The organism is Streptomyces polyasparticus (assembly GCF_014493765.1).
Lineage (GTDB): Bacteria > Actinomycetota > Actinomycetes > Streptomycetales > Streptomycetaceae > Streptomyces > Streptomyces polyasparticus.
In genome coordinates, this window is the sequence record NZ_JACTVJ010000035.1 from 26,091 (window position 1) to 51,022 (window position 24,932).

Here is a 24,932-nt window from a genome sequence, read left to right on the forward strand (position 1 = left end):
GTCGCCAAGACCCTATGGATCACCCGAGCGTCGTTGCAAGGGCTAACTGTGAAGGTTTGCGACGAACCGGCCGCCCCAGCAGAAGCGCCCGCGTCGTCCACAGCCTGTGGATGACGCGGGCGCCGTGCCGCGGGGTCGGTCAGAGTGCCGCTCCCAGAGGGCCGAAGCCCGCGTTCGGTTCGTGGGACGCGGGGTGCGCGGCTGACGGTGCCGTGATGGCCGGATCCGCCGGGGCGACGACTTCGCGGTCGGAGGGGCCTGCGGCCATCGCGTACGGCATCGTGAGAGCCGAGCCGACGCAGATCAGTCCGCCTGCGAGGCCCGCGCGCAGGCGGCGGGTCGGGGTGGTGGTGCTGGATTCCATGAGGACTCCATAGCAGGACGATTCGGGCTGTTGATCTCAACTCGCCGTACGGCAAGGTCAGTTCAGTCCGTTCGCTCAATGGCATTAACCGCATGGAGTAAGGGTCAAGACGCGTGGATTGCCCGCCGAATACCCTCATATGACGACCAGCACAGAGCCATTGCTCACGCCTCAGGCCAACGCGGCACTGCGCGATGTACTGCTGCAGTACGGCTACACGCGGGACGGGATCGTCACGCGGATCGGACTCGAGGCCGCCCAGGCGCTCAATCGCTACGACCCGGAGCCCGCGCTCCAACTCCTCGGTGAAACCGATCCGTTGGGCGTGCTGATCCGGTTGTTCATGTGCGGCCGCAGTGTCCCGATCGTCCAGGTCGAGGAGGCCGTCGTGTCGCTGCTCGAACCGGCGGGCGAGGGCCTGGTGCGGGCGGCCGTCTATCTCCATCCGTACGAGAAGTGGTGGGCGGTGTCGGACTTCCCGCTGTTCCTGCGGCCCGAGCCGCACGACCGGCGGGCCGACCGGGTGCTGCCCATCGGACCGACGGCGACGCTGCTGCGGCGGGCCACGCTCGGCCACCAGGTGGAGACGGCGCTGGACCTGGGGACCGGATGCGGGGTGCAGGCCCTGCATCTGTCGGACCAGGCGGCTTCGGTGGTCGCGACCGACCTCTCGCACCGGGCGGCACGTTTCGCCGCGACGACGGCCGCGCTGAACGCGCTCGACTGGGAAGTGCTCGAAGGCGATATGGCCCAGGCGGTGGCCGGGCGCCGCTTCGACCTGGTGGTCTCCAACCCGCCGTACGCCGTCGGACCCGGCACGGTGCACTGCGTGTACCGCGACTCGGGCCGTCCGGGCGACGGCGTGTGCGCCGAACTGGCCGGTGCGGCACCGGAGTTGCTGACCGAGGGCGGCCATCTGCAGTTCCGCGCCAACTGGGCCCATGTCGCGGGCGAGGACTGGCGCGAGCGCGTCGCGCACTGGATTCCCGAGGGGTCCGGGATGGACGCGTGGGTCGTGCAGCGGGGCGTCACGGACGCCCGGGCCTACGTGGACCACTGGCTCGAACAGAGCGGTGGCGAGGAGCACTTGGGGCAGCGTGAGACCTGGCTGCGGTGGTTCGAGGACCGGAAGATCACGGGGGTCGGCACGGGGACGGTGGTGCTGCGCCGCACGGAGCGCCGCGACCCCGTCGTACGGATCGAGGAACTGTCGCCGGAGGCGGCGGAGCTGACCGGTGGCCAGGTGGCCGAATGGTTCACGCGGCAGGACTGGCTGCGCGACCACGACCCGCTGACCTCCCGCTTCCGCCCGGGCCCGGGCGTGCGCCTGTGGCAGGAGGCGGGGCTGCGCTCCGACTCGCCCGCCGGGCCGGGCGGCTGGCACCTCAACCAGCAGCTCCTGAAGATCCCCTCGGACGGCCTCAACTGGAACGAGCGCACCACACCGCTCGGCGTCGCCCTGATCGGCGGCAGCGGTCGCCCCGACGAGACGCTGGGCGACCAGCTGACCCGGCTCGCGGAGGCGGAGGGCACGGACCGCAGCCGGCTCGTCCTCGCGGCGCTCCCGGAGGTGGCCCGGCTGGTGGAGCGGGGAGCGCTGATCCCCGGGTGACCTCCCGCCGAGCAGGCGGTACCCCGTCATTGCACGGGGGAGCGAAGTTACTCGCCCACCGGATGCAATACGGGAAGCGGCTGCCGGTCTCCGCAGCGGCGCGGGTGTACGCGTGGCTTGAGTGTCCGATCGTCAACAGAGCGGGCGCCTCTTCACACCCCCGAGTATCGAGGAGATCCATAGATGCGTGCTGTCAGAAGCACGTCCGCACTGGTCGCCATGGCGGCGGCCGCCTTCTTGGCGATGGGGAGCGAGCCGGCAGCGGCTGCCCCTGGCTCCGGACAGGGTACGGACGCGACGCGCGGGAGGGCGGCCTGTACGCCTACCGCCCCGTACACAGGCTGTGTGACCTTCGCCTACACCGGTGCCAACCAGACCTTCACCGTCCCGGACCGGGCCATCGAGCTCAAGGCCGAGCTGAAGGGCGCCGGCGGCGGTGGCAGCTTCGAGCTGCCCCCCGCCGGCGGCAGCCAGCAGGCCGGCGCCGGCGGTGTGACCACGGCGACCATGCCCGTACAGCCGGGACAGCAGCTCACCGTGGTGGTCGGCGGCGGCGGCAAGTCCGGGGACAACGGACGCCGCGGCGGCTTCGGAGGCGGTGGGCACGGCGGCAACTCCGGGCGCGCCGGTGGTGGCGGCGGCGGCCGCAGCGGGATCGCCCTCGGCACCACCCAGCTGGCGATCGCCGGTGGTGGTGGCGGCGCGGGCGGCGGCACCAGCCAGCCCGGGGCGGCCGCAGGCGCCGGTGGCGGTACGACAGGTGCGGGCGCGACCATTCCCGCCGTGGGCGGTGGAGGCACCGAGTCCGCCGGAGGCGCTGCGGGCGCGGGAAGCGGCTGCACGGCTCTCCCCCTAGAGGGCGTACGCCTGCAAGGCGGCAGTGGCGGCTCGATGAACAACACCACCGGGACGCCGGACGCCGGCGGCGGCGGTGGCGGCGGCTGGTTCGGCGGCGGCGGCGGCGCCTGCTCCAGTGCTACCAGCCGTTTCGGTGACGGCGGTGGCGGCGGCGGTTCCGGCTACCTCAACAGCAGCCGCCAGGTCACCGGCACCACCACGCAGGGCGGTGGCGGCACGGCGGGCACCAACACGAAGGACGGCGGCAACGGCTCCGTCAAGCTCCAGTGGCGCCTGCTCGAGCCCCCGACCATCACGGGCCCGGTCACCGGTGACCTCGAGGGCGAGGGTGAGCCCGGCGCCGTGGTCACGGTGAAGGACAAGGACGGCAACACCGTCTGCACGGCCACCGTCAACCCCGACGGCAGCTGGTCCTGCACGCCCAGCAAGCTCATGCCGTGCGGGCCGAACGAGTTCACCGCCACGCAGACCAAGGGCGGCGTCACCTCGGAGGTCGGCAGCTACACGGTGGATGTCGGGCAGCCGTGTGTCAGCCCGCCGGTGATCACCGAGGCGGAGGAGAAGGAGCCGGTCACGGGCGTGGCCAAGGTCAAGGTGCCCGCCCAGGTGACCGTCCGCGACCAGGACGGCAACGTCGTCTGCACGGCGACCGTCAAGGCGGACGGCACGTGGTCGTGCTCCCCCAAGAAGCCCCTGCCGCCGTGCACCGAGCTGACGGCGACGATCACGAAGGACGGCGTCACCTCGAAGCCGTCCAAGATGTACCGCACGTACTGCCCGCCGAAGTACGGCAAGAAGTGACGCGGTAGACAAGCTGGTCGAGCAGTGAGTCCGTGGGGGCGCGACCGATCCGGTCGCGCCCCCACGGTGCGTAGGTCACGCCCCGTGCTCAGCGCGGCTTGCGGCCGAAGACGACCACCGCGTCACCGATCTGCAGCACCTTGTACAGTCGCGCCGCGTCCCCGGGCCGCAGGTTCACACAGCCCGCCGAGCCGGGCCCGCTGAACAGATTGCTCAGCGAACCGTGGATGGCCTGACCGCGCGAGAAGTACTGGGAGTGCGGCATCGGGGCGTTGTCGTACAGGGTCGAGATGTCGTGCCGCTTTTTGCGGAACACGGAGTGCCAGCCGTTGCGGGTCTCCAGTCCCGGGCGGCCGCTGCGGATCGGCACGGTCGCGTAGACCACCTTGCGGCCCTGCTGCACCCACATCAGCTGCCGCGTCAGGTCCACGCACGCCACCCGCCGGTTTCGGACCGGGCAGCGCCCGCCCGCGTTCGGGTTCTTGCGGGCCGCGGCCACCGTCAGCATGTGGAGCGTGGCGCGGCTCGCGTAACCGTTGGCGGGCTTGATGCCCTCGCGCCGCTGGAACGCCTGGACCACCCGGCAGTCCTGCGGTGACTGGCTGCCGTCCACCCGCAGCTTGAGCAGCTTCTCCACCTGCTTCTGATACGGGCCCGTGGCCACCGCGCAGGCCTCACCCGCGGCCGTACGGCCGGTGGCCGCAGCCGCGGGGAGGGTGCCCGCCCAGGCCACCGACGCTCCGATGACCCCTGTCATCGCGACCAGCCAAGCGCGCCTCAGTTCCATCTGCTGCCTTTCGTGCCGACTCATGCCGCCTCGTACCGACGGAAGTTCCTCGCGTTCATACGCTGATTGGTGCAGGTGCGTGACGCATCGTCAGATGCGCCAAGCGGGGCGCCACGACAGCAAACGGCCCAACTTCGAAGGTGGTCGGCGGGTCAGCCGCACCGCCTGGGGTGTACCCACCACCACCCCGCTCCGGGCCCCACGCCCAATGTGCCGCCGAGCCCTGATCCCTACCTTCGAAGTACGGCAAGGGAAACCACTCCAAACCATCACAAAGAGGCCGAGATGTTGGGGAACAAGAGGGACAGGGCGGGCGTCTCCGGGCGGCAGACCGACGAAGCCCTGCGGCTCGTCAAGGTCAGCAAGAGCTACGGAGAGGGCGAGAGCGCCGTACGGGCGCTGGACGGCGTGAGCCTGTCCCTCGCACGCGGTACGTTCACCGCGGTGATGGGCCCGTCAGGGTCCGGGAAGACCACGCTCCTGCAGTGCGCGGCCGGGCTCGAACGGCCCGACAGCGGGATCGTGATGGTGGCGGGCGAGGAGATGAGCCAGGGCAGCGAGGCCCAGCTCACGAAGTTCCGGCGGCGGCGGATCGGGTTCGTGTTCCAGCAGTACAACCTGCTGCCGACCCTGACCGTCGCGCAGAACACCATCCTTCCGCTGAAGCTCGCGGGCCGCCGGATCGACAAGGCCAAGGCACGCGCCGTCCTGGAGCAGGTCGGCCTCGGCGGACGCCTCAGGCACCGGCCCGACGAGCTCTCCGGCGGTCAGCGCCAGCGCGTCGCCATCGCGCGGGCCCTGGTCACCGAGCCGACGGTGGTCTTCGCCGACGAGCCGACCGGCGCGCTCGACATCCGCAGTGCGCGCGATGTGCTGCGGCTGCTCCAGGAGGCGGTACGGGTGCACGGCCGGACGGTCGTCATGGTGACCCATGACCCGGTGGCCGCCTCGTACGCCGACTCGGTGGTCTTCCTGGCGGACGGGCGGATCGCGGGCCACATGGAACGGCCCACGGTCGACGCGGTCGCCGAGCGCCTCGCGCACCTCGGTGACGAGCTCAACGGGTCCGACCACGCAAGCCCGTTGGGGGTGTGACCGTCATGTTCGCACTGGCCATGCGGTCCATCCGGCAGCGTCCGGGCCGGTTCACCGCCACGCTGTTCTCGTCCTTCCTGGGCGCGCTGATCATCATGACGTTCAACTCGATGCACGACACGGCCGCGGGCCCGGGCGTCGACGACCGCAGCGCGGAGACGCTGACGGTCGCCGCGAGCGTCGTGGGCGGTTACGGAAGCCTGCTGGTCTTCTTCGCCGTCGCCTCCACGCTCACCGTCGCCGTACGGCAGCGGAGCGAGGAGATCCAGCTGCTCCGTACCTCCGGGGCGACACCCGCGCAGATCAAGCGGATGATCGTCGGCGAGGCCTTCGTGGTCGCGCTGCTCGGTGCCTCGCTTGCGGTGGTGCCCGCGATGTTCGGCGGACAGCTGCTGCTCGACGTGTTCCAGGACAGCGGCCAGGTGGCCGGGTCGGTCGAGCACTCCTTCGGGGCGATCGCCTTCGCCACCGGGTTCGACATCACGCTGCTCGCCGCCGTGGGCGCCGCGTTCCTCGCCGTACGGCGTGCGGGCCGGGCGAACGGCAAGCGGCCCGGCAGGGCACGGAACTTCTTCGCCTGCGCGGCGCTGGTGGCCGGTGCCCTCAGCCTGTCGGCGACGTTCCTCCTGGACTCGGATGCCGAGATCATGATGGCGCCGCCCGCGTACGGGGCGATCCTCCTGTCGGTGGGGTGCGCGCTCCTGTCGACACGGATCCTGCCGGGCGTGCTGAGCGTCCTGGAAGGTCCGGTCACCGCGCTCGCGGGCGCCGGCGGCTATCTGACCGTGCGCAACATGCGGCAGCGGGCCGCCCAACTGTCCAATGTCCTCATGCCGTTGATCCTCTTCACCGGCATGGCCGTCGCCACCCTGTACATGCAGGGCGTCGAGAACGACGCGGTCAAGGCCTCCGGCCTGGTCAAGGACGCCGATGCCAAGACCCTGGAGACGCTCAACTACGCGGTCGTCGGGATCATCGTGGCCTTCTGCTGCATCATGCTGATCAACACCCTGTACGCGGCGACCTCCTATCGCGTACGGGAGTTCGGACAGCAGCGCCTCGCCGGTGCCACTCCCCAGCAGGTGCTCGCGATGGTCGGCGCCGAGAGCGCCGTCCTGACGGTGACCGGGGTCGCCCTCGGTTCGCTCACCGGCTTCGCGGGGGTGCTTGCCTTCACCTCCGTACGGACCGACCAGGTGCTGCCCGGACAGGGCCTCGGGATCTGGCTCGCCGTGGCCGGCATCGCGACCGCGGTGACGGTCGGCACGAGCATGGGGACGGCGTGGCGCCGGCTGCGGACCCCGGCCGTGGACGCAGTGGCCGTGGCGGCCTGAATCGGCCGCCTCACCTGGGGAGTTGGCTGATTCGCGACGGTTCTCCACAAGGCTTCCGAGCAGTTGTCCACAGGTCCCGGACCAGAAGTCCGCCCGCCCATACACTTGGGCGCGGCGGACTTCCTGCGAGTGAAGGGCGGTGGACGATGCGTAAGGCCTGGCTGGTCACGGCCGCCTTCGCGGGCGGCGGGCTCGCCTTCGTGCTGCTGCTCGTTGTCGGCACCTTCATGGTCGCGGGCAATCTGGTCAACGGGGTGGGCAAGGGAGCCGTGGGCCTCGCCAAGGGCGCCGTCCCGGCCGCGTACCAGCCGCTCGTACAGAAGTGGGGCAATCTCTGCCCGGCCATCAATCCGGCGCTGCTCGCCGCGCAGTTGTACCAGGAGAGCGGGTGGAACCCGAAGGCGCAGAGCCCCGCCGCGGCGCAGGGCATAGCGCAGTTCATTCCCGGCACCTGGGCGGCGCACGGCCTCGACGGTGACGGGGACGGCGACCGCGATGTCTGGGACCCCAATGACGCGATCCCCTCGGCCGCCTCGTACGACTGCAAGCTCGCCGGCTATGTGAAGGACGCCCCGGGCAATCCGACGCACAACATGCTGGCGGCGTACAACGCGGGGGCGTACGCGGTCATCAAGTACGGCGGCGTACCCCCGTATCGCGAGACCCAGAACTATGTGAAGACCATCACGACCCTGGAGAAGAGCTTCGCGCGCCCTGTTGGCCGAGTCAGCCCCTCCCGGCAGGCGGCCGGCGCGATCTCGTTCGCGCAGGAGCAGCTCGGCACGGAGTATCTGTGGGGCGGCGACGGCACGGCGGAGGACGGCGGACGCTTCGACTGCTCGGGTCTGACGAAGGCCGCGTACGAGACGGTCGGCGTGACGCTGCCGCGTGTGGCCAACGACCAGTACAACGCGGGACCGCACCCCAAGCGGAGTGAACTCCTCCCCGGTGACCTGGTGTTCTTCTCGGACGACCTCACCAACTCACGGGCCATCAGACATGTCGGCATCTATGTCGGCGGCGGCTACATGATCGACGCGCCACGGCCCGGGGCGGTGATCCGTTTCGCTCCGGTGGACACCCCCGACTACTTCGGCGCGACCCGGGTCACGCAGGACGGGGCGCAGGCGCTCGACGAGGCGCGCAAGGGCATTGCGGAGGCGGGCGCGGACGCGTGATCTGGCCGAAACCCGACGGCGGAGCGGCCCTCTGAGCTGCAACGATGAGTCACTCTTCGATAACGTCCGAGTGATCTTTCGGTGGAGAGTGGAACGTAATCAGGGGAAGTGAACGTTCTTCTGGCGACGTACCGCAAGACTGGTTCATGACACCGGACAGCACCAGGCAGCAGACGCACTGACCAAGCTCTGAAGCACGGGGGTTGAGAACAGCACGGGCGCGCTCGCACGCGCGCCTCCTGAGAGACAAGGGGCCGAGGCGCCATGGCCGGACCGGAGCTCGCCGTCGACGGCGCGAACCTCGACGTCGACCTGCTGTACGACATCAACGGGCTCACCAAGTCGACCCCCGAGTGGCTCGACCGTGCGATCGGCTTCGTCGGCGAGTACGGACTGCTCGTCGCCCTTGTCGTCCTCGTGCTGTGGTGCTGGACCTCGGTCAGGCGCCGCCCCGACCCCGAGGTCTCGGTGGCCGGTCTCGTCTGGGCACCGCTCGCCGCGGGCATCGCGGTCCTGGTCAACATCCCCATAAGGGGATTCGTCGAGCGGCCCCGGCCCTTCGTCGACCATCAGGGCCTGGAGCTGCTCGTGCACGGCAAGAGCGACTTCTCGTTCGTGAGCGACCACGCCACGCTCGCGATGGCGCTCGGCGTCGGACTCTTCGTCGCCAACCGCACGTTCGGCCTGATCGGCATCGGCCTCGCGCTCGTCGAAGGCTTCTGCCGGATCTTCATGGGTGTGCACTATCCGACGGATGTCGTGGGCGGCTTCGCGCTCGGCACGGCGACGACGCTGTTGCTCGCGCCTTTGGCGATGGCCCTGCTGACCCCGCTCGTGACATCGATCGGCCGCTCGCGGCGGGCCGGTCTTCTCGTACGGGCCCGTCGGGCGGCGGCGCCCCACAGCGCTGTGGAGCTGCCGGAGCCGCGAGTGGCGGACGATGTCGCGGGGTCGGGGCGGAGCGACTTGGCGGCCTGACGGTTCGGGCTCGGCCTCTGGCTTGTCAGCTCGCCGAGTTGCCGGGCTCGGCCCTTGGCCTGTCAGCTCGCCGAGTTGGCGGGCTGGGCCGTCAACTGGCCTTCCTGGGCCGCGATCTGGGCTCCGGTGTCGGCTGGTTCCGGCTGGGGTGCGGGTGGCTGGGCCTCGTGTGCGTGGCGCCGGCGCATCAGCTTGAGACCGTAGCCGCCGGCCACGGCGGCGACCGCGGCGGAGGCGAGGGCCAGCGGGCCGGCCTCGGGGTGGGCGGCGGCGAACTCTCCGGTGCCGGAGGCGGCGGCTGCGGGGGTGGCGCCGGCTGCGAGGAGGATTGCGGCGGCGGCGATGGAGCCGAGTGGGGCTATTCGGGTACGGGTCCTTCTTGTCATGTGTGGGCCTGCCCTCGGGTTGCGGTGGGGACCGGTGTCTCCAGGTCAACCCCGGGGGGTGTGGTGGGCCAGCGGAGGGTGTGTCGAAGTGGGCCGTCCGGGGGGTGGGTTGGGCCGTCCGAGGTCTCGGTCTCGTCGTCGGGTGCGGGTGGGTGGCGCCTGCGGCGGGCTGGTTTCCCCTACCCGCCCCTTCCCGAAACCGAGGGCTGCGCCCCCGGACCCCCATGTATGGAGCCCCCAGGGTGGGTGGGACCCACGGGGGCTTCTCCCCCTGCACCCCCGCATCCGAGCTTCGCTCGGATCTGCTCAAGCGCCGCAGGGGCTGGATGGGGCTGAAATGTCACAGCGCCTGCGGAAACGTGAACACCCTGTCCGGGTCCCACTCGTGCTTCAGGCGGGTGAGGCGGTCGGCCGCCGGGCCGTAGTACGCCTCGCGCCAGTTCTTCAGGGTGGGGTCCGTGTAGTTCTGGTAGGCCCAGCCCGAGGTGAACGGGCGCAGGGACTTCTGTGTGGTGTCCAGCCAGGACTTGGCCGGGGAGGCCGAACCGCCCACCCGCCAGGACGCGATGTACTGGACGAGCATCCGCTGCCCGCGGTGGACGAAGGCCGTGGCCGTCGGGTCGACGCGGTTCACCGCTCCGCCGAGCGCCGTCAGCGCGATCGTCGCCGCGCGCAGGCCGCGTGCCCGGGACACCGAGCCGGCCAGGGCCGCGATGCCCTGCGGCGGCAGCGCGCGCGACAGGAAGTCCGAGCGGGCCGCGTACGTGTCGCGGCGCAGCGCACCTTCGGGCGCACGCCCCGGCAGCTCGCCGGGCAGATGGCACTGTGCGTCGGAGCCGAACCCCGCGCATCCCGCGGAGACCTCCATCGCCTCCACGTACGACCTGCGCTGCAGCGAGACCGTGGAGGCGGGAGAGCCGACCGCGTCGGCGAGGCGGTCGACGGCGTTCTGGAGTTCGCCGTACGTGCCGAGCGAGTAGGCGACCACCTGGACATGGGCGGGGCTGCCCGCCTCGACGCCGACATCGCATGCCGACCAGATCTCGTCCGGCTGCTCCGGGCCCCACTGCTGCCATGCGCGCACCACGTCCCCGGCCCGCTCACCGGGCCAGCGCAGGAAGCAGGTCACGGCCTGCGGCGCGGGATGCGTACGGAAGCGGAGTTCGGTGACGACGCCGAACTGGCCTGCGCCCGCGCCCCGCAGCGCCCAGAAGAGGTCGGTGTTCTCCTCGCCGGAGCACACCCGTTCCTCGCCGTCCGCGGTCACGAGCGTGGCCGAGGTCAGGCTGTCGCAGGTCAGCCCGTACGCCCGCGAGGTCACCCCGTGTCCGCCGCCGAGCGCGAGGCCCGCGATGCCGACGCTCGGGCACGAACCGGCGGGCACCGTCGCCCCCTTGGCGGCCAGCGCGCGGTAGACGTCGATCAGCCGCGCTCCGGCCCCGACGGCGGCGCTGCCCGCGCTCGCCCGTATCGCGGAGAGCCGTGAGACATCGAGGATCAGACGGCCGTCGCCCGAGGACCAGCCCGCGTACGAATGGCCGCCGCCACGCACCGCGACCGGGGTGCCGGTGCGGCGGGCGAAGGCGAGCGCCGCCCGTATGTCCTCGGCGCCCGCGACATACGCGACAGCGGCGGGCTTCAGGCCGTCGAACCGGGTGTTGTAGAGCTGACGTGCCGTGTCCCAGTCCGCGTCCGAGGGGCGGATCAGCTCGCCGTCGAGGTCCGAGGCGAGGGCGGACCAGCCGGCACCGGAGGGAGGGGCACCGGTCGGCTTCCCGCCGGTCTGCTTTCCGCCGGTCGGCGGCGCGGACGGTGAGGTCGCGGGCGCTTCGGAGCCGCCCTCCGGTCCGCTGCACGCGGTCGCCGTCGCCGCGAGCGCCAGGGACGCCCCGCCGATGAGGGCCGTACGCCGGTCCATGTACTCCATGGACGTGATGTACCCCAACGGGCATGGGGCGTACGCGAGTCGGTGCCTCAGGCGTTCGCGTGCTCCAGGGCGTCCGATCTCGCCTTGGACCGCGCCCTGCGGGCCGGGCCGCGCCAGCCGCAGGTGCAGTGCGCGAGACAGAACTTGCCCTGCTCGACCGTGCTGGTGTGGTGCACCGCGGTCGGGTCGGGCTCGCCAGGGGGTGGAGGCTTTTGATGCACGATTCAACCGTAACCGCCCTCACCCCGTGCCAGGCCCGTGACGGGGACAGGGGCCGGTCGTTAAGCGGAACACAAGGGGGCCCGCGTACGGACGGCCAGTGTTGGGGGTAGGCAGGCGATGGTGGTGCAGCAGCGCGAGGGGCGTCGGGGCGGCAGGAGCCGCCGCTTCCTGGCCGCTCCTGTGGGGGCAGGCCTGGCCTCGCTGGTCCTGGCCACGGCAGGGTGCTCCCCGGGCGGCGCGGCCGCCGACGACGCGGGCGGCGATCCGCAGGAGATCCTGCGCCACGCGGCCGACGGTCTGGTCGAGGCCCGCACCGCCCGGGCCCGTACCTCGATGGAGATGGCCTCCGGCGGCACCCGGGTCACGATCCGCGGCTCCGGCACGTACGACTTCGTCCGCAGGGTCGGCGAGCTGCGCGTGCAGCTGCCGCAGGACCCGTCGGGCGCCGAGCCGCAGGCCCCGATCACCGAGATGCTCGCGCCCGGGGCGCTCTACATGAAGAACCGCGGCGCCGGCGTCCCGGACGACAAGTGGGTCCGTATCGACACCGCGACGCTCTCCGACGGCAACCTCGTCACCGGCGGTGCCACCGACCCGCTCACCGCCGCCGAACTCCTGCGCGGCGCACGCTCGGTGGAGTACGTGGGGACCACCGAGGTCAACGGCGTCGAGGTGCGGCATTACCGCGGTTTGGCCGATCTGGGGCGCGCCGCGGAACTGGCGCCCGAGGAGAACAGGGCGGTGCTCCGGGCGGCGGTGAAAGGGTTCAGCAAGGACACCGTGCCGTTCGACGCGTATGTCGACGACGAGGGGCGGCTGCGCAAGATCCGCCACGAGTTCAGCTTCGCCAACGGGCAGACCCAGGGCGGCAGTTCGGGCGCCGGTACGGGGGCGGGGAAGCCGGTCGCCGTGATGTCGACGACCTGGCTGGACGCGTTCGGCACGAAAGCGGCGGCGAAGCTGCCCGAGCCCGGCGACATCTACGCGGGCAAGATCGCGCAGGGCTGACCCCCTGAGTGCCCTGGCCGGTTCCCGGCGGTCGGCGGCCTGAACTGTCCCCTCCGCGGCCCGAACACCCGCTCGTGCGGCCGGAACTCGTCCCAGCCCGGCCTGAACTCACCCCTGCGGGACCCGATTTCGTATCCCGAAATGGTCCGTACGTGCCATGCGCGTTCCGTAGACGGCTCCCTACTCTAGGAAGTCGGGACTCGGGCGTGCGGAGGCTCTGCGCGGCGCGCGCGGAGGATTCGGAGCCCGGGCGGCCGACGCTGGGATCTTTTCGAAGACGTGCGACCGCCGATGGCGGAAAGAGGTGATGTACGTGGCTCCGGCCCAGGGCAGGGGAGCGGTTCAGGACCACGTCGCCCTCGCCGAGATCGAGCTGTGCGGCGACCTCATCATCGCGGCGTCCACCGCGGACGAGGAGCGGCTCAGCGCGGACCGGATCGACGAGGTGCTGGGGGTTCTCGGGGAGGGCGAGGGGGAGGGATAGCCGGCAGGCGGCGAGGCCGTGGCAGGCCTCGCGCATGCCTCACGTCCGCAGCAGCCGCGCGATCGCCTTCGTCGCCTCTTCGACCTTCGCGTCGATCTCCTCGCCGCCCTTGAGCGCGGCGTCGGCGACGCAGTGGCGCAGATGCTCCTCCAGGAGCTGCAGGGCGAAGGACTGGAGGGCCTTGGTGGAGGCCGAGACCTGCGTGAGTATGTCGATGCAGTAGACGTCCTCGTCGACGAGGCGCTGCAGACCGCGGATCTGGCCCTCGATCCGGCGCAGCCGCTTGAGGTGCTCGTCCTTCTGCTTGTGGTAGCCGTGGACCCCGCGATCGTGGTCCGTCACCACGGGTGCGGACTCCGGCGTGGTGGCGCCGGCCTCGGTGGTGGTCATCCCGTCCTCCTCATCGCTATACCCCTGGTGGGTATATGGTACCCGACACGCCCGTATCGGCCAGAGCTCTTGCCGGGGCCCCTCCCACGGCAGGGCCCCCCTCATGGGAGGGCCAGTGCTGATCACTGTGCCCGATGGGCGACACTGGGGAGCGGCCGGTTAGCCGTGGCCGGTTGATGCGCCTAGCATCAGCCTCACCGAATCCGAAGCACCCCGAGGACCCCACGTGCGTTTTCGTCTGACCCCCAGGGAGACGAGCTTCTACGACATGTTCGCGGCTTCCGCGGACAACATCGTGACGGGCTCGAAGCTCCTCATGGAACTGCTCGGGGCGGATTCCTCCGCCCGGGCCGAGATCGCAGAGCGTATGCGGGCCGCGGAGCACGCGGGAGACGACGCCACGCATGCGATCTTCCACCAGCTGAACTCCTCCTTCATCACGCCCTTCGACCGCGAGGACATCTACAACCTCGCGTCCTGCCTCGACGACATCATGGACTTCATGGAAGAGGCCGTCGACCTCGTCGTCCTCTACAACGTCGAAGAGCTGCCCAAGGGCGTCGAGCAGCAGATCGAGGTGCTCGCCCGCGCCGCCGAGCTGACCGCCGAGGCCATGCCGCACCTGCGGACCATGGACAACCTCACGGAGTACTGGATCGAGGTCAACCGTCTGGAGAACCAGGCCGACCAGATCCACCGCAAGCTCCTCGCCCACCTCTTCAACGGCAAGTACGACGCCATCGAGGTGCTCAAGCTCAAGCAGATCGTCGATGTGCTCGAGGAGGCGGCCGACGCGTTCGAGCACGTCGCCAACACCGTGGAGACCATCGCGGTCAAGGAGTCCTGAGGCTTCGTGGACACCTTCGCTCTGGTCGTCACCATCGGTGTCGCCCTCTTCTTCACGTATACGAACGGCTTTCACGACTCCGCGAACGCCATCGCCACATCGGTCTCCACGCGTGCGCTGACGCCTCGTGCGGCGCTCGCGATGGCCGCGGTGATGAACCTCGCGGGTGCCTTCCTGGGCAGCGGGATCGCGAAGACCGTCTCCGAGGGCATCATCGAGACGCCGCACGGCAACAGGGGCATGTGGATCCTGTTCGCCGGCCTGGTCGGCGCGATCGTCTGGAACCTCATCACCTGGTACTTCGGGCTGCCCTCGTCGTCCTCGCACGCCCTGTTCGGCGGCCTGGTGGGCGCGGCGCTCGCGGGCGGGATCGGGGTCATCTGGTCCGGTGTGATCGAGAAGATCGTCATCCCGATGTTCATCTCGCCGGTCGTCGGTCTGATCGCGGGCTATCTGGTGATGGTCGCGATCATGTGGATGTTCCGTAAGTCCAACCCGCACAAGGCCAAGCGCGGCTTCCGTATCGCGCAGACGGTGTCCGCGGCCGGCATGGCGCTCGGGCACGGTCTGCAGGATGCGCAGAAGACCATGGGCATCGTGGTGATGGCCCTGGTCATCGCCGATGTCGAGGCCCCCGGCGACCCGATCCCCATCTGGGTGAAGGTCTCCTGTGCGGTGATGCTGTCGCTCGGTACGTACGCGGGTGGCTGGCGCATCATGCGGACGCTCGGCCGCAAGATCATCGAGCTGGATCCGCCGCAGGGGTTCGCGGCCGAGACGACGGGCGCGGGCATCATGTTCACGACCGCGTTCATCTTCCACGCGCCGATCTCGACCACGCATGTGATCACGTCCGCGATCATGGGTGTGGGGGCGACGAAGCGGGTCAACGCGGTCCGCTGGGGTGTCGCCAAGAACATCATCCTGGGCTGGTTCATCACCATGCCGGCCGCGGCGCTGGTCGCCGCGCTGAGCTTCTGGCTGGTGAACCTGGCGTTCCTGTAACGCCTCGCTTTTCTCGTACGGCCACGGGGCCGGTCCTTCTGCGGAGGGGCCGGCCCCGTTCGTGTGCCGCCGGGGCCCGCGCTACAGGTCGTCCGGCAGCAGACGGAACGCCGCGTGGTTCGTCAGCGGGCGCAGGACGCGGAAGTCTCGCCGGTCGAGGGTGAGGATCGCGTCGGTGTCGTACTCCTCTGCCAAGGCCACGTTCACCGAGTCCACCAGATCCAGGCGCAGATCCTGGTATCGGGCGCGTACGTTCAGGGCGGTGTCCAGGAGACCAGGGGTGGTGTCGGCGAGGGCCATGCGCAGCCCCGCCACCTGTCGGGTGATCGCGTTCACGATCGCGTCGGCCGTCTTGTGCCCGGCGCGGCTGACGGCGACCTGGTGGATCTCGGTCAGTGCGAGCGGGCTGATGACCAGCAGGCTCGCGGCATTGGCCGCGCGGCGAGAGGCTTCGTAGTCCTTGCCGGTGTGATCGAACAGGGACAGGACGCCGGAGGTGTCGGCGATGACGATCATGCGTTGCGTGCCTGGCGCTCCGCGACCCCTTGCGTCACTGCCTTGCGGATCTCGTCACGGGTGACGGGATCTCCGCCCAGGTCGAACGACGGCAGGTCCATCGGCTCCTCCCACTTGCGGTGGCGCATCAGGTAGAGGCGTACGGCGTCGCGGGTGATGTCCTGCTTCGAGCGCCCCTCGGTCGCGGCCTGTTGCGCGAGCGCGGTCTCTTCTGCCTCGGGCAGTCGCATAGTCCATGCCATACGGAGATGATACCAAGTTTGGTATCAGTGGCCACGGGAATGCGGCGCCCCGTACGTACAAGAAGAGAACCCGCCCCCGAGCGAACTCGGGGGCGGGTCCGGGCCGTGCGGTGGCACCGCCATGCAGCACCGCACAGCAGATCAGGGGCAGGCCTAGCCGAAGCGGCCGGAGATGTAGTCCTCCGTGGCCTGGACCGACGGGTTGGAGAAGATGCGCTCCGTGTCGTCGATCTCGATGAGCCGGCCGGGCTGGCCGACCGCCGAGAGGTTGAAGAACGCGGTGCGGTCCGAGACACGGGCCGCCTGCTGCATGTTGTGCGTCACGATGACGATCGTGAACCGCTCCTTGAGCTCACCGATCAGGTCCTCGATCGCGAGGGTCGAGATCGGGTCGAGGGCCGAGCAGGGCTCGTCCATGAGCAGGACCTGCGGCTCCACCGCGATGGCGCGGGCGATGCAGAGGCGCTGCTGCTGACCGCCGGAGAGGCCGGAGCCCGGCTTGTTCAGGCGGTCCTTGACCTCGTTCCAGAGGTTGGCGCCGCGCAGGGACTTCTCCACCACGTCGGCCAGCTCGGCCTTCTTGTAGTTGCCGTTCAGGCGCAGGCCGGCCGCCACGTTGTCGAAGATCGACATGGTGGGGAAGGGGTTCGGGCGCTGGAAGACCATGCCGATCGTGCGGCGCACGTTCACCGGGTCCACGGCGGAGGCGTACAGGTCCTCGCCGTCCAGCATGACCTTGCCCTCGACGCGGCCGCCGGGGGTGACCTCGTGCATACGGTTCAGGGTCCGCAGGAAGGTCGACTTGCCGCAGCCGGAGGGGCCGATGAAGGCCGTCACCGAGCGGGGCTCGACCGTCATCGAGATGTCTTCGATCGCCTTGTGGGATCCGTAGTAGGCGGTCAGCCCGCCGACGTCGATTCGCTTGGCCATGTCAATCACTGCTTCTTTCGGAAGGTCTTGCGAGAGGTCGCTGAGCGGCTCCGTGGGGAGCCTCATGGCCGCGTCAGCGGCCCGTCTTGGGGGCCTTCCAGCGGGCGATACCGCGGGCCACCAGGTTGAGAACCATGATCAGGATGATGAGGGTGAGGGCCGCCGCCCACGCCCGGTCGTAGGCCGCGGGGGAGCCGGCGCTGTTCGCGTACTGCTGGTAGATGTACAGCGGCAGCGAGGCCTGCGGGCCTTCGAACGGGTTGGTGTTGATCAGCGGGTTGCCCCAGACCAGGAGCAGCACGGGGGCCGTCTCACCGGCGATACGGGCCACCGCCAGCATCACACCGGTCGTGATGCCGCCGATCGAGGTCGGCAGGACCACCTTGAGGATCGTGCGCCACTTCGGGACACCGAGCGCGAGCGATGCCTCGCGCAGCTCGTTCGGGACGAGCTTCAGCATCTCCTCGGTGGAGCGCACCACCACCGGCATCATCAGGATCGCGAGGGCCATGGCGCCGGCGAAGCCGGAGTAGCCCTGGCCGAGGATCAGGATCCAGAAGCTGAGGATGAACAGACCGGCGACGATCGACGGGATGCCCGTCATGACGTCGACGAAGAACGTGACGGCCTTGGCGAGCTTGCCGCGGCCGTACTCGACCAGGTAGATCGCGGTGAGCAGACCGACCGGGACGGCCATCAGGGTGGCCAGACCCACCTGCTCCAGGGTGCCGATGAGGGCGTGGTAGATACCGCCGCCGACGTCGGTGTCCGCGAGGACGCCCATCGAGGTGGTCAGGAAGTACGTGTCGAGGACCTTGATGCCACGGGCCACCGTCTCCCAGATCAGGGAGACCAGCGGGATCACCGCGAGCAGGAACGCGACCCAGACGACGCTGGTGGCGATCCGGTCCTTGGCCTGCCGGCCGCCCTCGATCTTCGCGGCCAGGAGGTAGGTCACCGCGACGAACAGGATCGCGGCGATCAGACCCCACTGGATACGGCTGTCGAGACCGCCCGCGAGACCGATGCCGCAGCCCGCGGCGACCGATCCGGCGGCGATGACATACGGGGCCCACTTGGGCAGACGCGCGCCCTGGAGGGTGCTCGCCGGCTGCTTGGTGTTGATCGCGTGGCTCATGCGTTGGCCCCCGAGTACTCCTTGCGGCGGGCGATGATCGCGCGGGCCGCGCCGTTCACCAGCAGCGTGATGACGAAGAGCACCAGGCCCGACGCGATCAGCGCGTCACGGCCCTGCTCGCTCGCCTCGGCGAACTTGCTGGCGATGTTCTGGGCGAAGGTGCCGCCGCCCGGGTCCAGGACGCTGGCGTTGATGAGGAAGCTCGGGGAGAGCACCGTGGCGACGGCCATCGTCTCGCCGAGCGCGCGGCCGAGGCCCAGCATCGAGGCGGAGATGATGCCCGAGCGGCCGAACGGCAGGACCGACATCCGGATGACCTCCCAGCGGGTCGCGCCGAGCGCGAGCGCCGCTTCCTGGTGCATCTGGGGGGCCTGCTTGAAGACCTCACGGCTCACGTTGGTGATGATCGGCAGGATCATGATCGCGAGCAGGATGCCCACGGTGAGCAGCGAGCGCGGGGCGCCGCCCTGCCACTCGAGGATTCCGGTCCAGCCGAAGTAGTCGTTCAGCCAGCTGTAGACGCCGGTCAGGTGCGGCACCAGGAAGAGGGCGCCCCACAGGCCGTACACGATGGAGGGCACCGCGGCGAGCAGGTCGATCACGTAGGCGATCGGACCGCTCAGCTTGCGCGGCGCATAGTGCGTGATGAAGAGCGCGATGCCCACGGCGATCGGGACCGCGATGATCATCGCGATGATCGAGGAGACGACCGTGCCGAAGGCCAGGACCGCGATGCCGAAGACCGGCGGAACGGCGTTGGCGTTCCACTCGAAGGTCGTCAGGAAGTTGCCCTCGTTCTCCGACAGGACGATCGAGGCGCGGTAGGTCAGGAAGGCCGCGATGGCGGCCATGATCAGCAGGAGCAGGATGCCGGACCCGCGGGAGAGACCGAGGAAGATCCGGTCACCGGGTCGGGTGGCGCCGCGCGCTGCGGCCTTGGTCGGCAGGGGAGCCGGCCTCGTGTCCTGCGGTGGGGGAGGTGCGGTGGTGGGTGATATGTCCATGGGAGTCTCCGGTCTGCGGAGCGGCAGTGCGAGCTGCGGGCTGCTGCTCCTGGAGCGGCGGCGTGGGCTGCTGCTCCTGGCGGCGGTGCACCGGACGGTGCGGGCCGGCGGTCACGTGGAGCGACCGCCGGGCCGCACTCGGTTCCATTAGCTCAGGGCGGCGACGGTCTCGCGCACCTTGGCGTTGATCTCGGCCGGGATCGGGGCGTAGCCCTGCTTCTTCAGCTCGGCCTGGCCGTCCTCGCTGGCGGCGTAGCCGAGGAAGGACTTGGTGGCGGCCAGGGTCTCGGCCTTGTTGCCCTTCTCGCAGACGATCTCGTACGTCACCAGGGTGATCGGGTAGGCACCCTCGGCCTTGGTGGCGTAGTTGAGCTCAAGGGCGAGGTCCTTGCCCTTGCCGACGACCTTGGCGTCGGCGATCGCCTTGGTGGCGTTGTCGACGGTGGCCTCGACCGGGGCGGCGGCACCGGTGTCGATCGCGACGGTCTGGATGCCGTCCTTGGCGTAGCTGAGCTCCATGTAGGAGATCGAGCCGGCGGTCTGCTTCACCTGCTGGGCGACACCGGAGGAACCCTGAGCGGACTGGCCGCCCTTCGGCTCCCAGGCCTTGCCCGGCTCGTACGGCCAGTTCGCCGGGGCGGCGGCCTTGAGGTACTTGGTGAGGTTGTCCGTGGTGCCGGACTCGTCCGAACGGTGGAACGCCTGGATCTTGGTGTCCGGGAGCTTGGCGTCGGGGTTGAGCTTCTTGATCGCCGCGTCGTCCCAGTTGGTGATCTTGTTGTTGAAGATGTCGGCCAGGGTCTTGGCGTCCAGGACCAGGTTGTCGACACCCGGGACGTTGTAGCCGACCGCGATCGGGCCGCCGACCATGGGCAGGTCGATGGCCTGGCTGTCCTTGCAGACCTTCTTCGACTCTTCGAGCTCCTCGGGCTTGAGGGCGGAGTCGGAGCCGGCGAAGGCGGTCTGGCCCTGCAGGAACGCGGTGACACCCGCGCCCGAACCCTCGGGCTTGTAGTTGATCTGCACGCCCTTGCAGGAGGCCGTGTACGTCTTGATCCAGGTCTGGATCGCGTTGGCCTGCGCGGAGGAGCCGTTGGCCAGGAGCTGGCCCTTGGCGTCGTCGCACTTGATGTTGGAGTTGGCCTTGGGGGTGCTGTCCGTGCCACCGGTTCCGCCGCTGGTGTCGTCCGAGCCGCACGCCGTGAGGGCCAGGGCGCCGGAGACGGCGAGAGCACCGAGGGTGAGGGCCCGCCGGTTCATGCGCTGAAGCTTCACTTTCGGGAGTTCCTTCCAGGAGCCGCCGTCTGTTGCAGCGGCGTGCGATGTCGTACGTGACGTCTGTGCGGCCCGCTGGAGGGCCCGTTCTTATCTCGGCGGGGTGCCTGCTGCGTTGTGCCAGCGACACGCACCGCGTACAGCCGAAATTAGGCAGGGCAGGTGAAGCGGCCGATGGGCGAGAGTGAACGGGAGGTGAACCTACGCAGTCTGTGTGGTTAGGTCACGGGCCGATTACGGCGGAATCGGTCCGGGGGGTGTAGTGGGTCACATTCGGATCCGGCCGGGGTGGCTCTGTGCCCGTCTGGCGGTGGGGGCCGGTCTGGGGTGCTGCCTGTCCGGCGGCGTGTGGCGGTCTGGGGTGCTGCCCGTTCGCTGGCGCTGCGCGTGCGGTTCGTTTTGGGGTCGGTGCCGGGCTGGGGTACCTGGTTTTCGGGCAATGTGGGCCGGTACCGAGGGACTCACGTTGGTGGTGACGGACCGCCCGAGAACCAGGCACCCCACCCCGTCCCCTCCGGCCGGTTCCGCGACTGCAGGCCGGGTGGGCACCCCTGTCAGCCGGATCGCTGCGGGGCGGGAGGTGTCCCCTCCGGTCGCATCGCTGTGGGGCGGGTGGGGTTCGGCGTCGATCCGCGGCGGAACAGGGGGCGCGAGCCGTACGACGGCGGCGAGCCGGCCGTCAGCGCAAGGAGCCCAGGACGCCCAGGAGCTCGTCGATCAAGGTGCGGTCGCGGGGCTGGGTGGCGCGGGAGCGGGCCGCCGAGGGGGACAGCCACAGGACGCGGTCGACCTCGCGGTTCGGCGTGAAGCGGCCGGACGTCGCCTCGGCCGCCCAGTAGTGGACGACCTTCGGGCGGCCGCCGGTGAAGTAGCTGACCGAGGGGAGGCGGGGGCCGGGAGTGCAGGTGTGGCCCGTTTCCTCCTCGACCTCGCGCAGCGCTCCGGCGAGGGGGTCCTCGCCGCGCTTGAGCTTGCCCTTCGGGTGCGACCAGTCGTCGTACTTGGGCCGGTGGACCAGGCAGATCTCCAGGGAGTCGTCCACCGGGGACGTACGCCACAGCACGCAGCCCGCCGCCCGGACGATGTCGGTGTCGGTCATGACAGGCTCACCGCCGAGGCGGAGCCCGCCCGCTGCCAGGCCCCCTTGAAGGCGAAGCGGGAGGCCTCGACCTCGTGGCGCTGGTCGGCGTGCAGGACGCCGAGGGCGTAGGCCGTGGCCGGGGCGATGCGGGGGGTGCGGGCCGCGGAGGACGCGGCGGCCGCCGCTTCCGCGGCGTCGCGGTGGCGGTCGAGGGCGTGGCTCGCCGCGACGAGGTGCGGGTCGAAGTCCCGTACGCCCAAGGCCTCTTGGGCGTAGCGGTGCAGTCGCAGGAGGAGGCGGACCTGGTGCCAGGGGGCGTCCTGGGATTCGGGGGCCGTGTCGGAGGACAGGCCGTGGACCAGGGCCTCGGCGTTGTAGGGGTGGCCTGCCCGGACGAGCGGGAGTGCGCGGACCGCGTCCGTCAGGCGGGCCTCCACGTCCGCGGCGAACGGCGCGAGCCGGTGGGCCGACGCGTCCTTGCGCAGCGGGACGTCGCTGGCCAGGACCGCGACCCCGTCCGCGACCGCGTGGAAGCGGGAGGAGCCGAGCGCTTGCAGTGCGGTGGAGTGGGCGCGGGTGCGGGCCAGCGTGAGCTGGCGGTCGAGCAGTGCGCCCGCCTTGGCCGCGCCCACCGTGAGCTGGCCCGTCGGGGAGGCGGAGGCCTGGGCCGGTACGGGGGCGGTGGAGCCCGCGAGGCGTTGCAGCGCGGTCAGGAGCCGCTCCAGACGCTCCGCGTAGGCGTGCTCGCGCGCCAACGTGCCGGACAGCCAGGCGAGTTCGGTGCGCAGCTCGTCCGACCAGGACGCGTCGAGCAGCGGCCGGAAGGTGTGCAGGGTGCCGCTGATCCGGCGGGCGGTGCGGCGCAGCGCCATCGCCGGGGCCGGGGCGTCCTCGACGCCGCTCTCGCGGTGGCGGCGCAGGGCGCGCAGGAAGTCGGTGGCCTGCGCCCGCAGGTACCGGGCGAGGTCTTCCGCGCCGCCTGAGGGAACCCCGCCCCCAGGAGCCCCGGCGCCGAGTGCCTCGAGGCCTGCGGCCCGGGCGCCCGGGGCTTCGCGGCCGCCGGCCCCTCCGCTCAGGGCCTCACGGCCGGCGGAGCCCCCGCCCAGGGGCCCGCCGCGATCAGGGTTTCGCTGAGCCACGCCGGCGCCTCCGCGCGTCGATGAGCATCTCCTGCACATTGCGCAGGGGCTGTCCTTCGGAGTCCGTGGCGTGCCGGGTCCAGTCGCCGTCGGGGCCCAGGTGCCAGGACGAGGTGGTGTCGGACATACCGGTCTCCAGAAGCCGGTTCAGTGCTGCCCGGTGGGCCGGGTCCACGACCCGGACGAGTGCCTCGATACGGCGGTCGAGATTGCGGTGCATCATGTCGGCGCTGCCGATCCACACCTCGGGCTCGCCGCCGTTGCCGAAGGCGAAGACGCGCGAGTGCTCCAGGAAGCGGCCGAGGATCGAACGGACCCGGATGTTCTCGGAGAGCCCTTCGACGCCGGGCCGGATCGCGCAGATCCCGCGGACCCAGATGTCGACCGGCACGCCCGCCTGCGACGCGCGGTAGAGCGCGTCGATGAGGGCCTCGTCGACGATCGAGTTCACCTTGATACGGACATGCGCGGGCCGTCCTGCCCGGTGGTGCTTGACCTCGTCGTTGATCCGCGAAATCAGGCCGTCCCGCAGGGACTTGGGGGCGACCAGCAGGCGGCGGTAGGTCTCGCGGCGCGAGTATCCGGAAAGGCGGTTGAAGAGGTCGGACAGGTCCGCGCCGACCTGCGAGTCGGCGGTCAGGAGGCCCAGGTCCTCGTACAGGCGGGCCGTCTTGGGGTGGTAGTTGCCCGTGCCGACGTGCGAGTAGCGGCGCAGGGTGTCGCCCTCCTGCCGTACGACGAGCGAGAGCTTGCAGTGGGTCTTCAACCCGACCAGGCCGTACACGACATGGCAGCCCGCCTCTTCCAGCTTGCGGGCCCACTTGATGTTGGCCTGCTCGTCGAAGCGCGCCTTGATCTCGACGAGGACGAGCACCTGCTTGCCGGCCTCGGCGGCCTCGATCAGGGCGTCCACTATCGGCGAGTCGCCCGAAGTCCGGTACAGGGTCTGCTTGATGGCGAGTACGTCGTCGTCGTTCGCGGCCTGCTCGAGGAAGGCCTGGACGGAGGTCGAGAACGAGTCGTACGGGTGGTGCAGGAGCACATCGCGCTCGCGCAGCGCCGCGAAGATGTCGGGCGCGGACGCGGACTCCACCTCGGCGAGGTCGCGGTGCGTACCGGCCACGAACTTCTGGTACTTGAGCTCGGGGCGGTCGAGCGAGGAGACGTTGAAGAGTCCGGTCAGGTCGAGAGGACCCGGCAGCGGGTAGACCTCGGCCTCGGAGATCTTCAGCTCGCGGATCAGCAGATCCAGTACGTAGCGGTCGATGGACTCCTCGACCTCCAGCCGCACCGGCGGCCCGAAGCGGCGCCGCATGAGCTCCTTCTCCAGGGCCTGGAGCAGGTTCTCGGCGTCGTCCTCTTCCACTTCGAGGTCTTCGTTCCTCGTGACACGGAACATGTGGTGCGCGCGCACCTCCATGCCCGGGAACAGCTCCTTGAGGTGCGCAGGCGCCGAGATCACGTCCTCGATGGGGACGTAGCGGCCGGGCGAGGCCTCCAGGAAACGGTTCAGCAGGGGCGGCACCTTGACGCGCGCGAAGTGGTTGTGGCCGCTGACGGGGTTGCGGACGACGACCGCGAGGTTCAGCGAGAGACCCGAGATGTACGGGAAGGGGTGGGCCGGGTCGACGGCCAGCGGGGTCAGGACCGGGAAGATCCGCTGCCGGAAGAGAGTGAACAGGCGGGCCTGCTCCTTCTCGGTGAGATCGTTCCAGCGGACTACCCCGATGCCCTCCTCGGCGAGCGCCGGGCCGACGTCCTCCTGGAAGCAGGCGGCGTGCCGGGCCATCAGCTCGCGCGTGCGGTTCCAGATCAGGTCGAGGACCTCGCGGGGCTGCAGGCCCGAGGCGGAACGGGTGGCGACACCGGTCGCGATACGGCGCTTGAGGCCGGCCACGCGGACCATGAAGAACTCGTCCAGATTGCTCGCGAAGATCGCGAGGAAGTTGGCACGCTCCAGGAGCGGAGTCGCGGGGTCCTCGGCGAGTTCGAGCACCCGCTCGTTGAACGCCAGCCAGCTGCGCTCCCGGTCCAGGAAACGTCCCTGCGGCAGCTCCGCGCCCTCGTCCTCGTACGCATCGAGGTCGGCGTCGATGTCCGGTTCGAGGTCGGAGACCGCGGCGGCCACGGTGTGCGGCCGGTGCGCGGCTATGGAACCGACGGAGGGCTGGGCGTGCACGGGCACCTGGGGCGTGTTCATGTACTCATTGTTCCGTGTCGCCGGTGGCACGGCGATTACGGCGGCCGGGTCGTCGGAGGCGGCACGGACGAGGTGGGGCTTCGGCGGGGAGGTGGTCGGGCTCTCGGCGGGGGCCTGCATTCAGCGAGGGT

26 protein-coding genes are annotated in these 24,932 nt (G+C 70.3%); 11 read left to right on the plus strand and 15 right to left on the minus strand.

What is annotated here, in order from left to right:
- Positions 1 to 139 precede the first annotated feature (139 nt).
- Positions 140 to 364 (minus strand): hypothetical protein, encoded by a 225-nt coding sequence (locus H9Y04_RS42205; protein ID WP_187819573.1) that lies wholly within the window; start codon positions 362 to 364, stop codon positions 140 to 142.
- A 139-nt stretch (positions 365 to 503) separates the two neighbouring features.
- Between H9Y04_RS42205 and H9Y04_RS42210 the strand changes: the two genes are divergently transcribed.
- Positions 504 to 1,976 carry a DUF7059 domain-containing protein gene (locus tag H9Y04_RS42210; RefSeq protein ID WP_187819574.1) on the plus strand — a complete coding sequence of 491 codons (1,473 nt, stop codon included), beginning with the start codon at positions 504 to 506 and terminating at the stop codon, positions 1,974 to 1,976.
- A gap of 345 nt (positions 1,977 to 2,321) precedes the next feature.
- Complete coding sequence (locus H9Y04_RS48035; protein WP_187819575.1) at positions 2,322 to 3,635, plus strand: Ig-like domain-containing protein; 1,314 nt, start codon at positions 2,322 to 2,324, stop codon at positions 3,633 to 3,635.
- A gap of 88 nt (positions 3,636 to 3,723) precedes the next feature.
- On the opposite strand, the gene H9Y04_RS42220 is transcribed toward H9Y04_RS48035, so the two are convergent.
- Positions 3,724 to 4,392 carry a L,D-transpeptidase gene (locus H9Y04_RS42220; protein ID WP_187819576.1) on the minus strand — a complete coding sequence of 223 codons (669 nt, stop codon included), beginning with the start codon at positions 4,390 to 4,392 and terminating at the stop codon, positions 3,724 to 3,726.
- Between the two features lie 315 nt (positions 4,393 to 4,707).
- Here H9Y04_RS42220 and H9Y04_RS42225 point away from each other — a divergent pair, with 315 nt between their 5' ends.
- From H9Y04_RS42225 to H9Y04_RS42240, 4 genes are all read left to right on the plus strand, one after another.
- Positions 4,708 to 5,517, plus strand: coding sequence for an ABC transporter ATP-binding protein (locus H9Y04_RS42225; RefSeq protein ID WP_187819577.1), 810 nt, complete (start codon positions 4,708 to 4,710; stop codon positions 5,515 to 5,517).
- A gap of 5 nt (positions 5,518 to 5,522) precedes the next feature.
- Positions 5,523 to 6,851 (plus strand): ABC transporter permease, encoded by a 1,329-nt coding sequence (locus tag H9Y04_RS42230; RefSeq protein WP_187819578.1) that lies wholly within the window; start codon positions 5,523 to 5,525, stop codon positions 6,849 to 6,851.
- A gap of 146 nt (positions 6,852 to 6,997) precedes the next feature.
- On the plus strand, positions 6,998 to 8,029 hold the full coding sequence (locus tag H9Y04_RS42235; RefSeq protein WP_187819579.1) for a C40 family peptidase: 1,032 nt from the start codon (positions 6,998 to 7,000) through the stop codon (positions 8,027 to 8,029).
- A gap of 264 nt (positions 8,030 to 8,293) precedes the next feature.
- Complete coding sequence (locus H9Y04_RS42240; protein ID WP_187819580.1) at positions 8,294 to 9,007, plus strand: phosphatase PAP2 family protein; 714 nt, start codon at positions 8,294 to 8,296, stop codon at positions 9,005 to 9,007.
- Between the two features lie 62 nt (positions 9,008 to 9,069).
- Here the strand turns inward: H9Y04_RS42240 and H9Y04_RS42245 are convergent, their stop codons facing one another.
- The 3 genes from H9Y04_RS42245 to H9Y04_RS42255 form a co-directional block, all read right to left on the minus strand.
- A complete protein-coding gene (locus tag H9Y04_RS42245; RefSeq protein ID WP_187819581.1) occupies positions 9,070 to 9,393 on the minus strand; it encodes a hypothetical protein in 324 nt (107 codons plus the stop codon).
- A gap of 340 nt (positions 9,394 to 9,733) precedes the next feature.
- Positions 9,734 to 11,311, minus strand: a complete 1,578-nt coding sequence (locus H9Y04_RS42250; protein ID WP_187819616.1) for an FAD-binding oxidoreductase — start codon at positions 11,309 to 11,311, stop codon at positions 9,734 to 9,736.
- Positions 11,312 to 11,367: 56 nt separating this feature from the next.
- A complete protein-coding gene (locus H9Y04_RS42255) occupies positions 11,368 to 11,541 on the minus strand; it encodes a hypothetical protein (protein ID WP_187819582.1) in 174 nt (57 codons plus the stop codon).
- Between the two features lie 118 nt (positions 11,542 to 11,659).
- Here H9Y04_RS42255 and H9Y04_RS42260 point away from each other — a divergent pair, with 118 nt between their 5' ends.
- Positions 11,660 to 12,550, plus strand: coding sequence for an SCO4651 family lipoprotein (locus tag H9Y04_RS42260; protein WP_187819583.1), 891 nt, complete (start codon positions 11,660 to 11,662; stop codon positions 12,548 to 12,550).
- Positions 12,551 to 12,863: 313 nt separating this feature from the next.
- Positions 12,864 to 13,034: a hypothetical protein gene (locus H9Y04_RS42265; RefSeq protein WP_187819617.1), complete on the plus strand. Its 171-nt coding sequence runs from the start codon at positions 12,864 to 12,866 to the stop codon at positions 13,032 to 13,034.
- Between the two features lie 39 nt (positions 13,035 to 13,073).
- Here the strand turns inward: H9Y04_RS42265 and H9Y04_RS42270 are convergent, their stop codons facing one another.
- Positions 13,074 to 13,424, minus strand: a complete 351-nt coding sequence (locus tag H9Y04_RS42270; RefSeq protein ID WP_187819584.1) for a metal-sensitive transcriptional regulator — start codon at positions 13,422 to 13,424, stop codon at positions 13,074 to 13,076.
- A 226-nt stretch (positions 13,425 to 13,650) separates the two neighbouring features.
- On the opposite strand from H9Y04_RS42270, the gene H9Y04_RS42275 reads away from it, so the two are divergent.
- Together H9Y04_RS42275 and H9Y04_RS42280 are read left to right on the plus strand one after the other, a co-directional pair.
- The gene (locus H9Y04_RS42275; RefSeq protein ID WP_187819585.1) at positions 13,651 to 14,271 is read left to right on the plus strand and encodes a DUF47 domain-containing protein; all 621 of its coding nucleotides are present in this window, start codon (positions 13,651 to 13,653) and stop codon (positions 14,269 to 14,271) included.
- Positions 14,272 to 14,277: 6 nt separating this feature from the next.
- Positions 14,278 to 15,276, plus strand: a complete 999-nt coding sequence (locus H9Y04_RS42280) for an inorganic phosphate transporter (RefSeq protein WP_187819586.1) — start codon at positions 14,278 to 14,280, stop codon at positions 15,274 to 15,276.
- Positions 15,277 to 15,357: 81 nt separating this feature from the next.
- Here H9Y04_RS42280 and H9Y04_RS42285 read toward each other — a convergent pair whose 3' ends face one another.
- From H9Y04_RS42285 to pstC, 5 genes are all read right to left on the minus strand, one after another.
- Positions 15,358 to 15,792: a PIN domain-containing protein gene (locus tag H9Y04_RS42285; RefSeq protein ID WP_187819587.1), complete on the minus strand. Its 435-nt coding sequence runs from the start codon at positions 15,790 to 15,792 to the stop codon at positions 15,358 to 15,360.
- Positions 15,789 to 16,034 carry a CopG family transcriptional regulator gene (locus H9Y04_RS42290; protein ID WP_187819588.1) on the minus strand — a complete coding sequence of 82 codons (246 nt, stop codon included), beginning with the start codon at positions 16,032 to 16,034 and terminating at the stop codon, positions 15,789 to 15,791. The genes H9Y04_RS42285 and H9Y04_RS42290 overlap by 4 nt, the downstream gene beginning before the upstream one ends.
- Before the next feature lie 153 nt (positions 16,035 to 16,187).
- Positions 16,188 to 16,964 (minus strand): phosphate ABC transporter ATP-binding protein PstB, encoded by a 777-nt coding sequence (gene pstB / locus H9Y04_RS42295; RefSeq protein WP_187819589.1) that lies wholly within the window; start codon positions 16,962 to 16,964, stop codon positions 16,188 to 16,190.
- A 73-nt stretch (positions 16,965 to 17,037) separates the two neighbouring features.
- On the minus strand, positions 17,038 to 18,102 hold the full coding sequence (pstA, locus tag H9Y04_RS42300; RefSeq protein WP_187819590.1) for a phosphate ABC transporter permease PstA: 1,065 nt from the start codon (positions 18,100 to 18,102) through the stop codon (positions 17,038 to 17,040).
- The gene (gene pstC / locus H9Y04_RS42305) at positions 18,099 to 19,106 is read right to left on the minus strand and encodes a phosphate ABC transporter permease subunit PstC (protein WP_187819591.1); all 1,008 of its coding nucleotides are present in this window, start codon (positions 19,104 to 19,106) and stop codon (positions 18,099 to 18,101) included. Before pstC ends, pstA begins: the two co-directional genes overlap by 4 nt.
- Here pstC and H9Y04_RS42310 point away from each other — a divergent pair.
- Positions 19,099 to 19,257 carry a hypothetical protein gene (locus tag H9Y04_RS42310; RefSeq protein WP_187819592.1) on the plus strand — a complete coding sequence of 53 codons (159 nt, stop codon included), beginning with the start codon at positions 19,099 to 19,101 and terminating at the stop codon, positions 19,255 to 19,257. The two genes, pstC and H9Y04_RS42310, sit on opposite strands and share 8 nt — an antisense overlap.
- Here H9Y04_RS42310 and pstS read toward each other — a convergent pair.
- The 4 genes from pstS to H9Y04_RS42330 all read right to left on the minus strand — a co-directional run bounded on the left by pstS (position 19,254) and on the right by H9Y04_RS42330 (position 24,801).
- Positions 19,254 to 20,381, minus strand: a complete 1,128-nt coding sequence (gene pstS / locus H9Y04_RS42315) for a phosphate ABC transporter substrate-binding protein PstS (RefSeq protein ID WP_187819593.1) — start codon at positions 20,379 to 20,381, stop codon at positions 19,254 to 19,256. The two genes, H9Y04_RS42310 and pstS, sit on opposite strands and share 4 nt — an antisense overlap.
- 679 nt (positions 20,382 to 21,060) lie before the next feature.
- Complete coding sequence (locus tag H9Y04_RS42320) at positions 21,061 to 21,480, minus strand: NUDIX hydrolase (RefSeq protein ID WP_187819594.1); 420 nt, start codon at positions 21,478 to 21,480, stop codon at positions 21,061 to 21,063.
- Positions 21,477 to 22,601: a CHAD domain-containing protein gene (locus tag H9Y04_RS42325; RefSeq protein ID WP_308801989.1), complete on the minus strand. Its 1,125-nt coding sequence runs from the start codon at positions 22,599 to 22,601 to the stop codon at positions 21,477 to 21,479. Before H9Y04_RS42325 ends, H9Y04_RS42320 begins: the two co-directional genes overlap by 4 nt.
- Positions 22,582 to 24,801, minus strand: coding sequence for an RNA degradosome polyphosphate kinase (locus H9Y04_RS42330; protein WP_187819596.1), 2,220 nt, complete (start codon positions 24,799 to 24,801; stop codon positions 22,582 to 22,584). The genes H9Y04_RS42325 and H9Y04_RS42330 overlap by 20 nt, the downstream gene beginning before the upstream one ends.
- Positions 24,802 to 24,932: the final 131 nt, after the last annotated feature.

Excerpts from the sequence above, each read along its gene's own strand:
- H9Y04_RS42285 (WP_187819587.1), bottom strand. The coding sequence starts at position 15,792 with ATGATCGTCATCGCCGACACCTCCGGCGTCCTGTCCCTGTTCGATCAC.
- H9Y04_RS42210 (WP_187819574.1), top strand. The coding sequence starts at position 504 with ATGACGACCAGCACAGAGCCATTGCTCACGCCTCAGGCCAACGCGGCA.
- H9Y04_RS42290 (WP_187819588.1), bottom strand. The coding sequence starts at position 16,034 with ATGGCATGGACTATGCGACTGCCCGAGGCAGAAGAGACCGCGCTCGCG.
- H9Y04_RS42250 (WP_187819616.1), bottom strand. The coding sequence starts at position 11,311 with ATGGACCGGCGTACGGCCCTCATCGGCGGGGCGTCCCTGGCGCTCGCG.
- H9Y04_RS42260 (WP_187819583.1), top strand. The coding sequence starts at position 11,660 with ATGGTGGTGCAGCAGCGCGAGGGGCGTCGGGGCGGCAGGAGCCGCCGC.
- pstC (WP_187819591.1), bottom strand. The coding sequence starts at position 19,106 with ATGGACATATCACCCACCACCGCACCTCCCCCACCGCAGGACACGAGG.
- H9Y04_RS42230 (WP_187819578.1), top strand. The coding sequence starts at position 5,523 with ATGTTCGCACTGGCCATGCGGTCCATCCGGCAGCGTCCGGGCCGGTTC.
- H9Y04_RS42225 (WP_187819577.1), top strand. The coding sequence starts at position 4,708 with ATGTTGGGGAACAAGAGGGACAGGGCGGGCGTCTCCGGGCGGCAGACC.
- H9Y04_RS42270 (WP_187819584.1), bottom strand. The coding sequence starts at position 13,424 with ATGACCACCACCGAGGCCGGCGCCACCACGCCGGAGTCCGCACCCGTG.
- H9Y04_RS42240 (WP_187819580.1), top strand. The coding sequence starts at position 8,294 with ATGGCCGGACCGGAGCTCGCCGTCGACGGCGCGAACCTCGACGTCGAC.
- H9Y04_RS42205 (WP_187819573.1), bottom strand. The coding sequence starts at position 364 with ATGGAATCCAGCACCACCACCCCGACCCGCCGCCTGCGCGCGGGCCTC.
- H9Y04_RS42220 (WP_187819576.1), bottom strand. The coding sequence starts at position 4,392 with ATGACAGGGGTCATCGGAGCGTCGGTGGCCTGGGCGGGCACCCTCCCC.
- H9Y04_RS42245 (WP_187819581.1), bottom strand. The coding sequence starts at position 9,393 with ATGACAAGAAGGACCCGTACCCGAATAGCCCCACTCGGCTCCATCGCC.
- pstA (WP_187819590.1), bottom strand. The coding sequence starts at position 18,102 with ATGAGCCACGCGATCAACACCAAGCAGCCGGCGAGCACCCTCCAGGGC.
- pstB (WP_187819589.1), bottom strand. The coding sequence starts at position 16,964 with ATGGCCAAGCGAATCGACGTCGGCGGGCTGACCGCCTACTACGGATCC.
- H9Y04_RS42310 (WP_187819592.1), top strand. The coding sequence starts at position 19,099 with ATGTCCATGGGAGTCTCCGGTCTGCGGAGCGGCAGTGCGAGCTGCGGG.
- H9Y04_RS42320 (WP_187819594.1), bottom strand. The coding sequence starts at position 21,480 with ATGACCGACACCGACATCGTCCGGGCGGCGGGCTGCGTGCTGTGGCGT.
- H9Y04_RS42330 (WP_187819596.1), bottom strand. The coding sequence starts at position 24,801 with ATGAACACGCCCCAGGTGCCCGTGCACGCCCAGCCCTCCGTCGGTTCC.
- H9Y04_RS42235 (WP_187819579.1), top strand. The coding sequence starts at position 6,998 with ATGCGTAAGGCCTGGCTGGTCACGGCCGCCTTCGCGGGCGGCGGGCTC.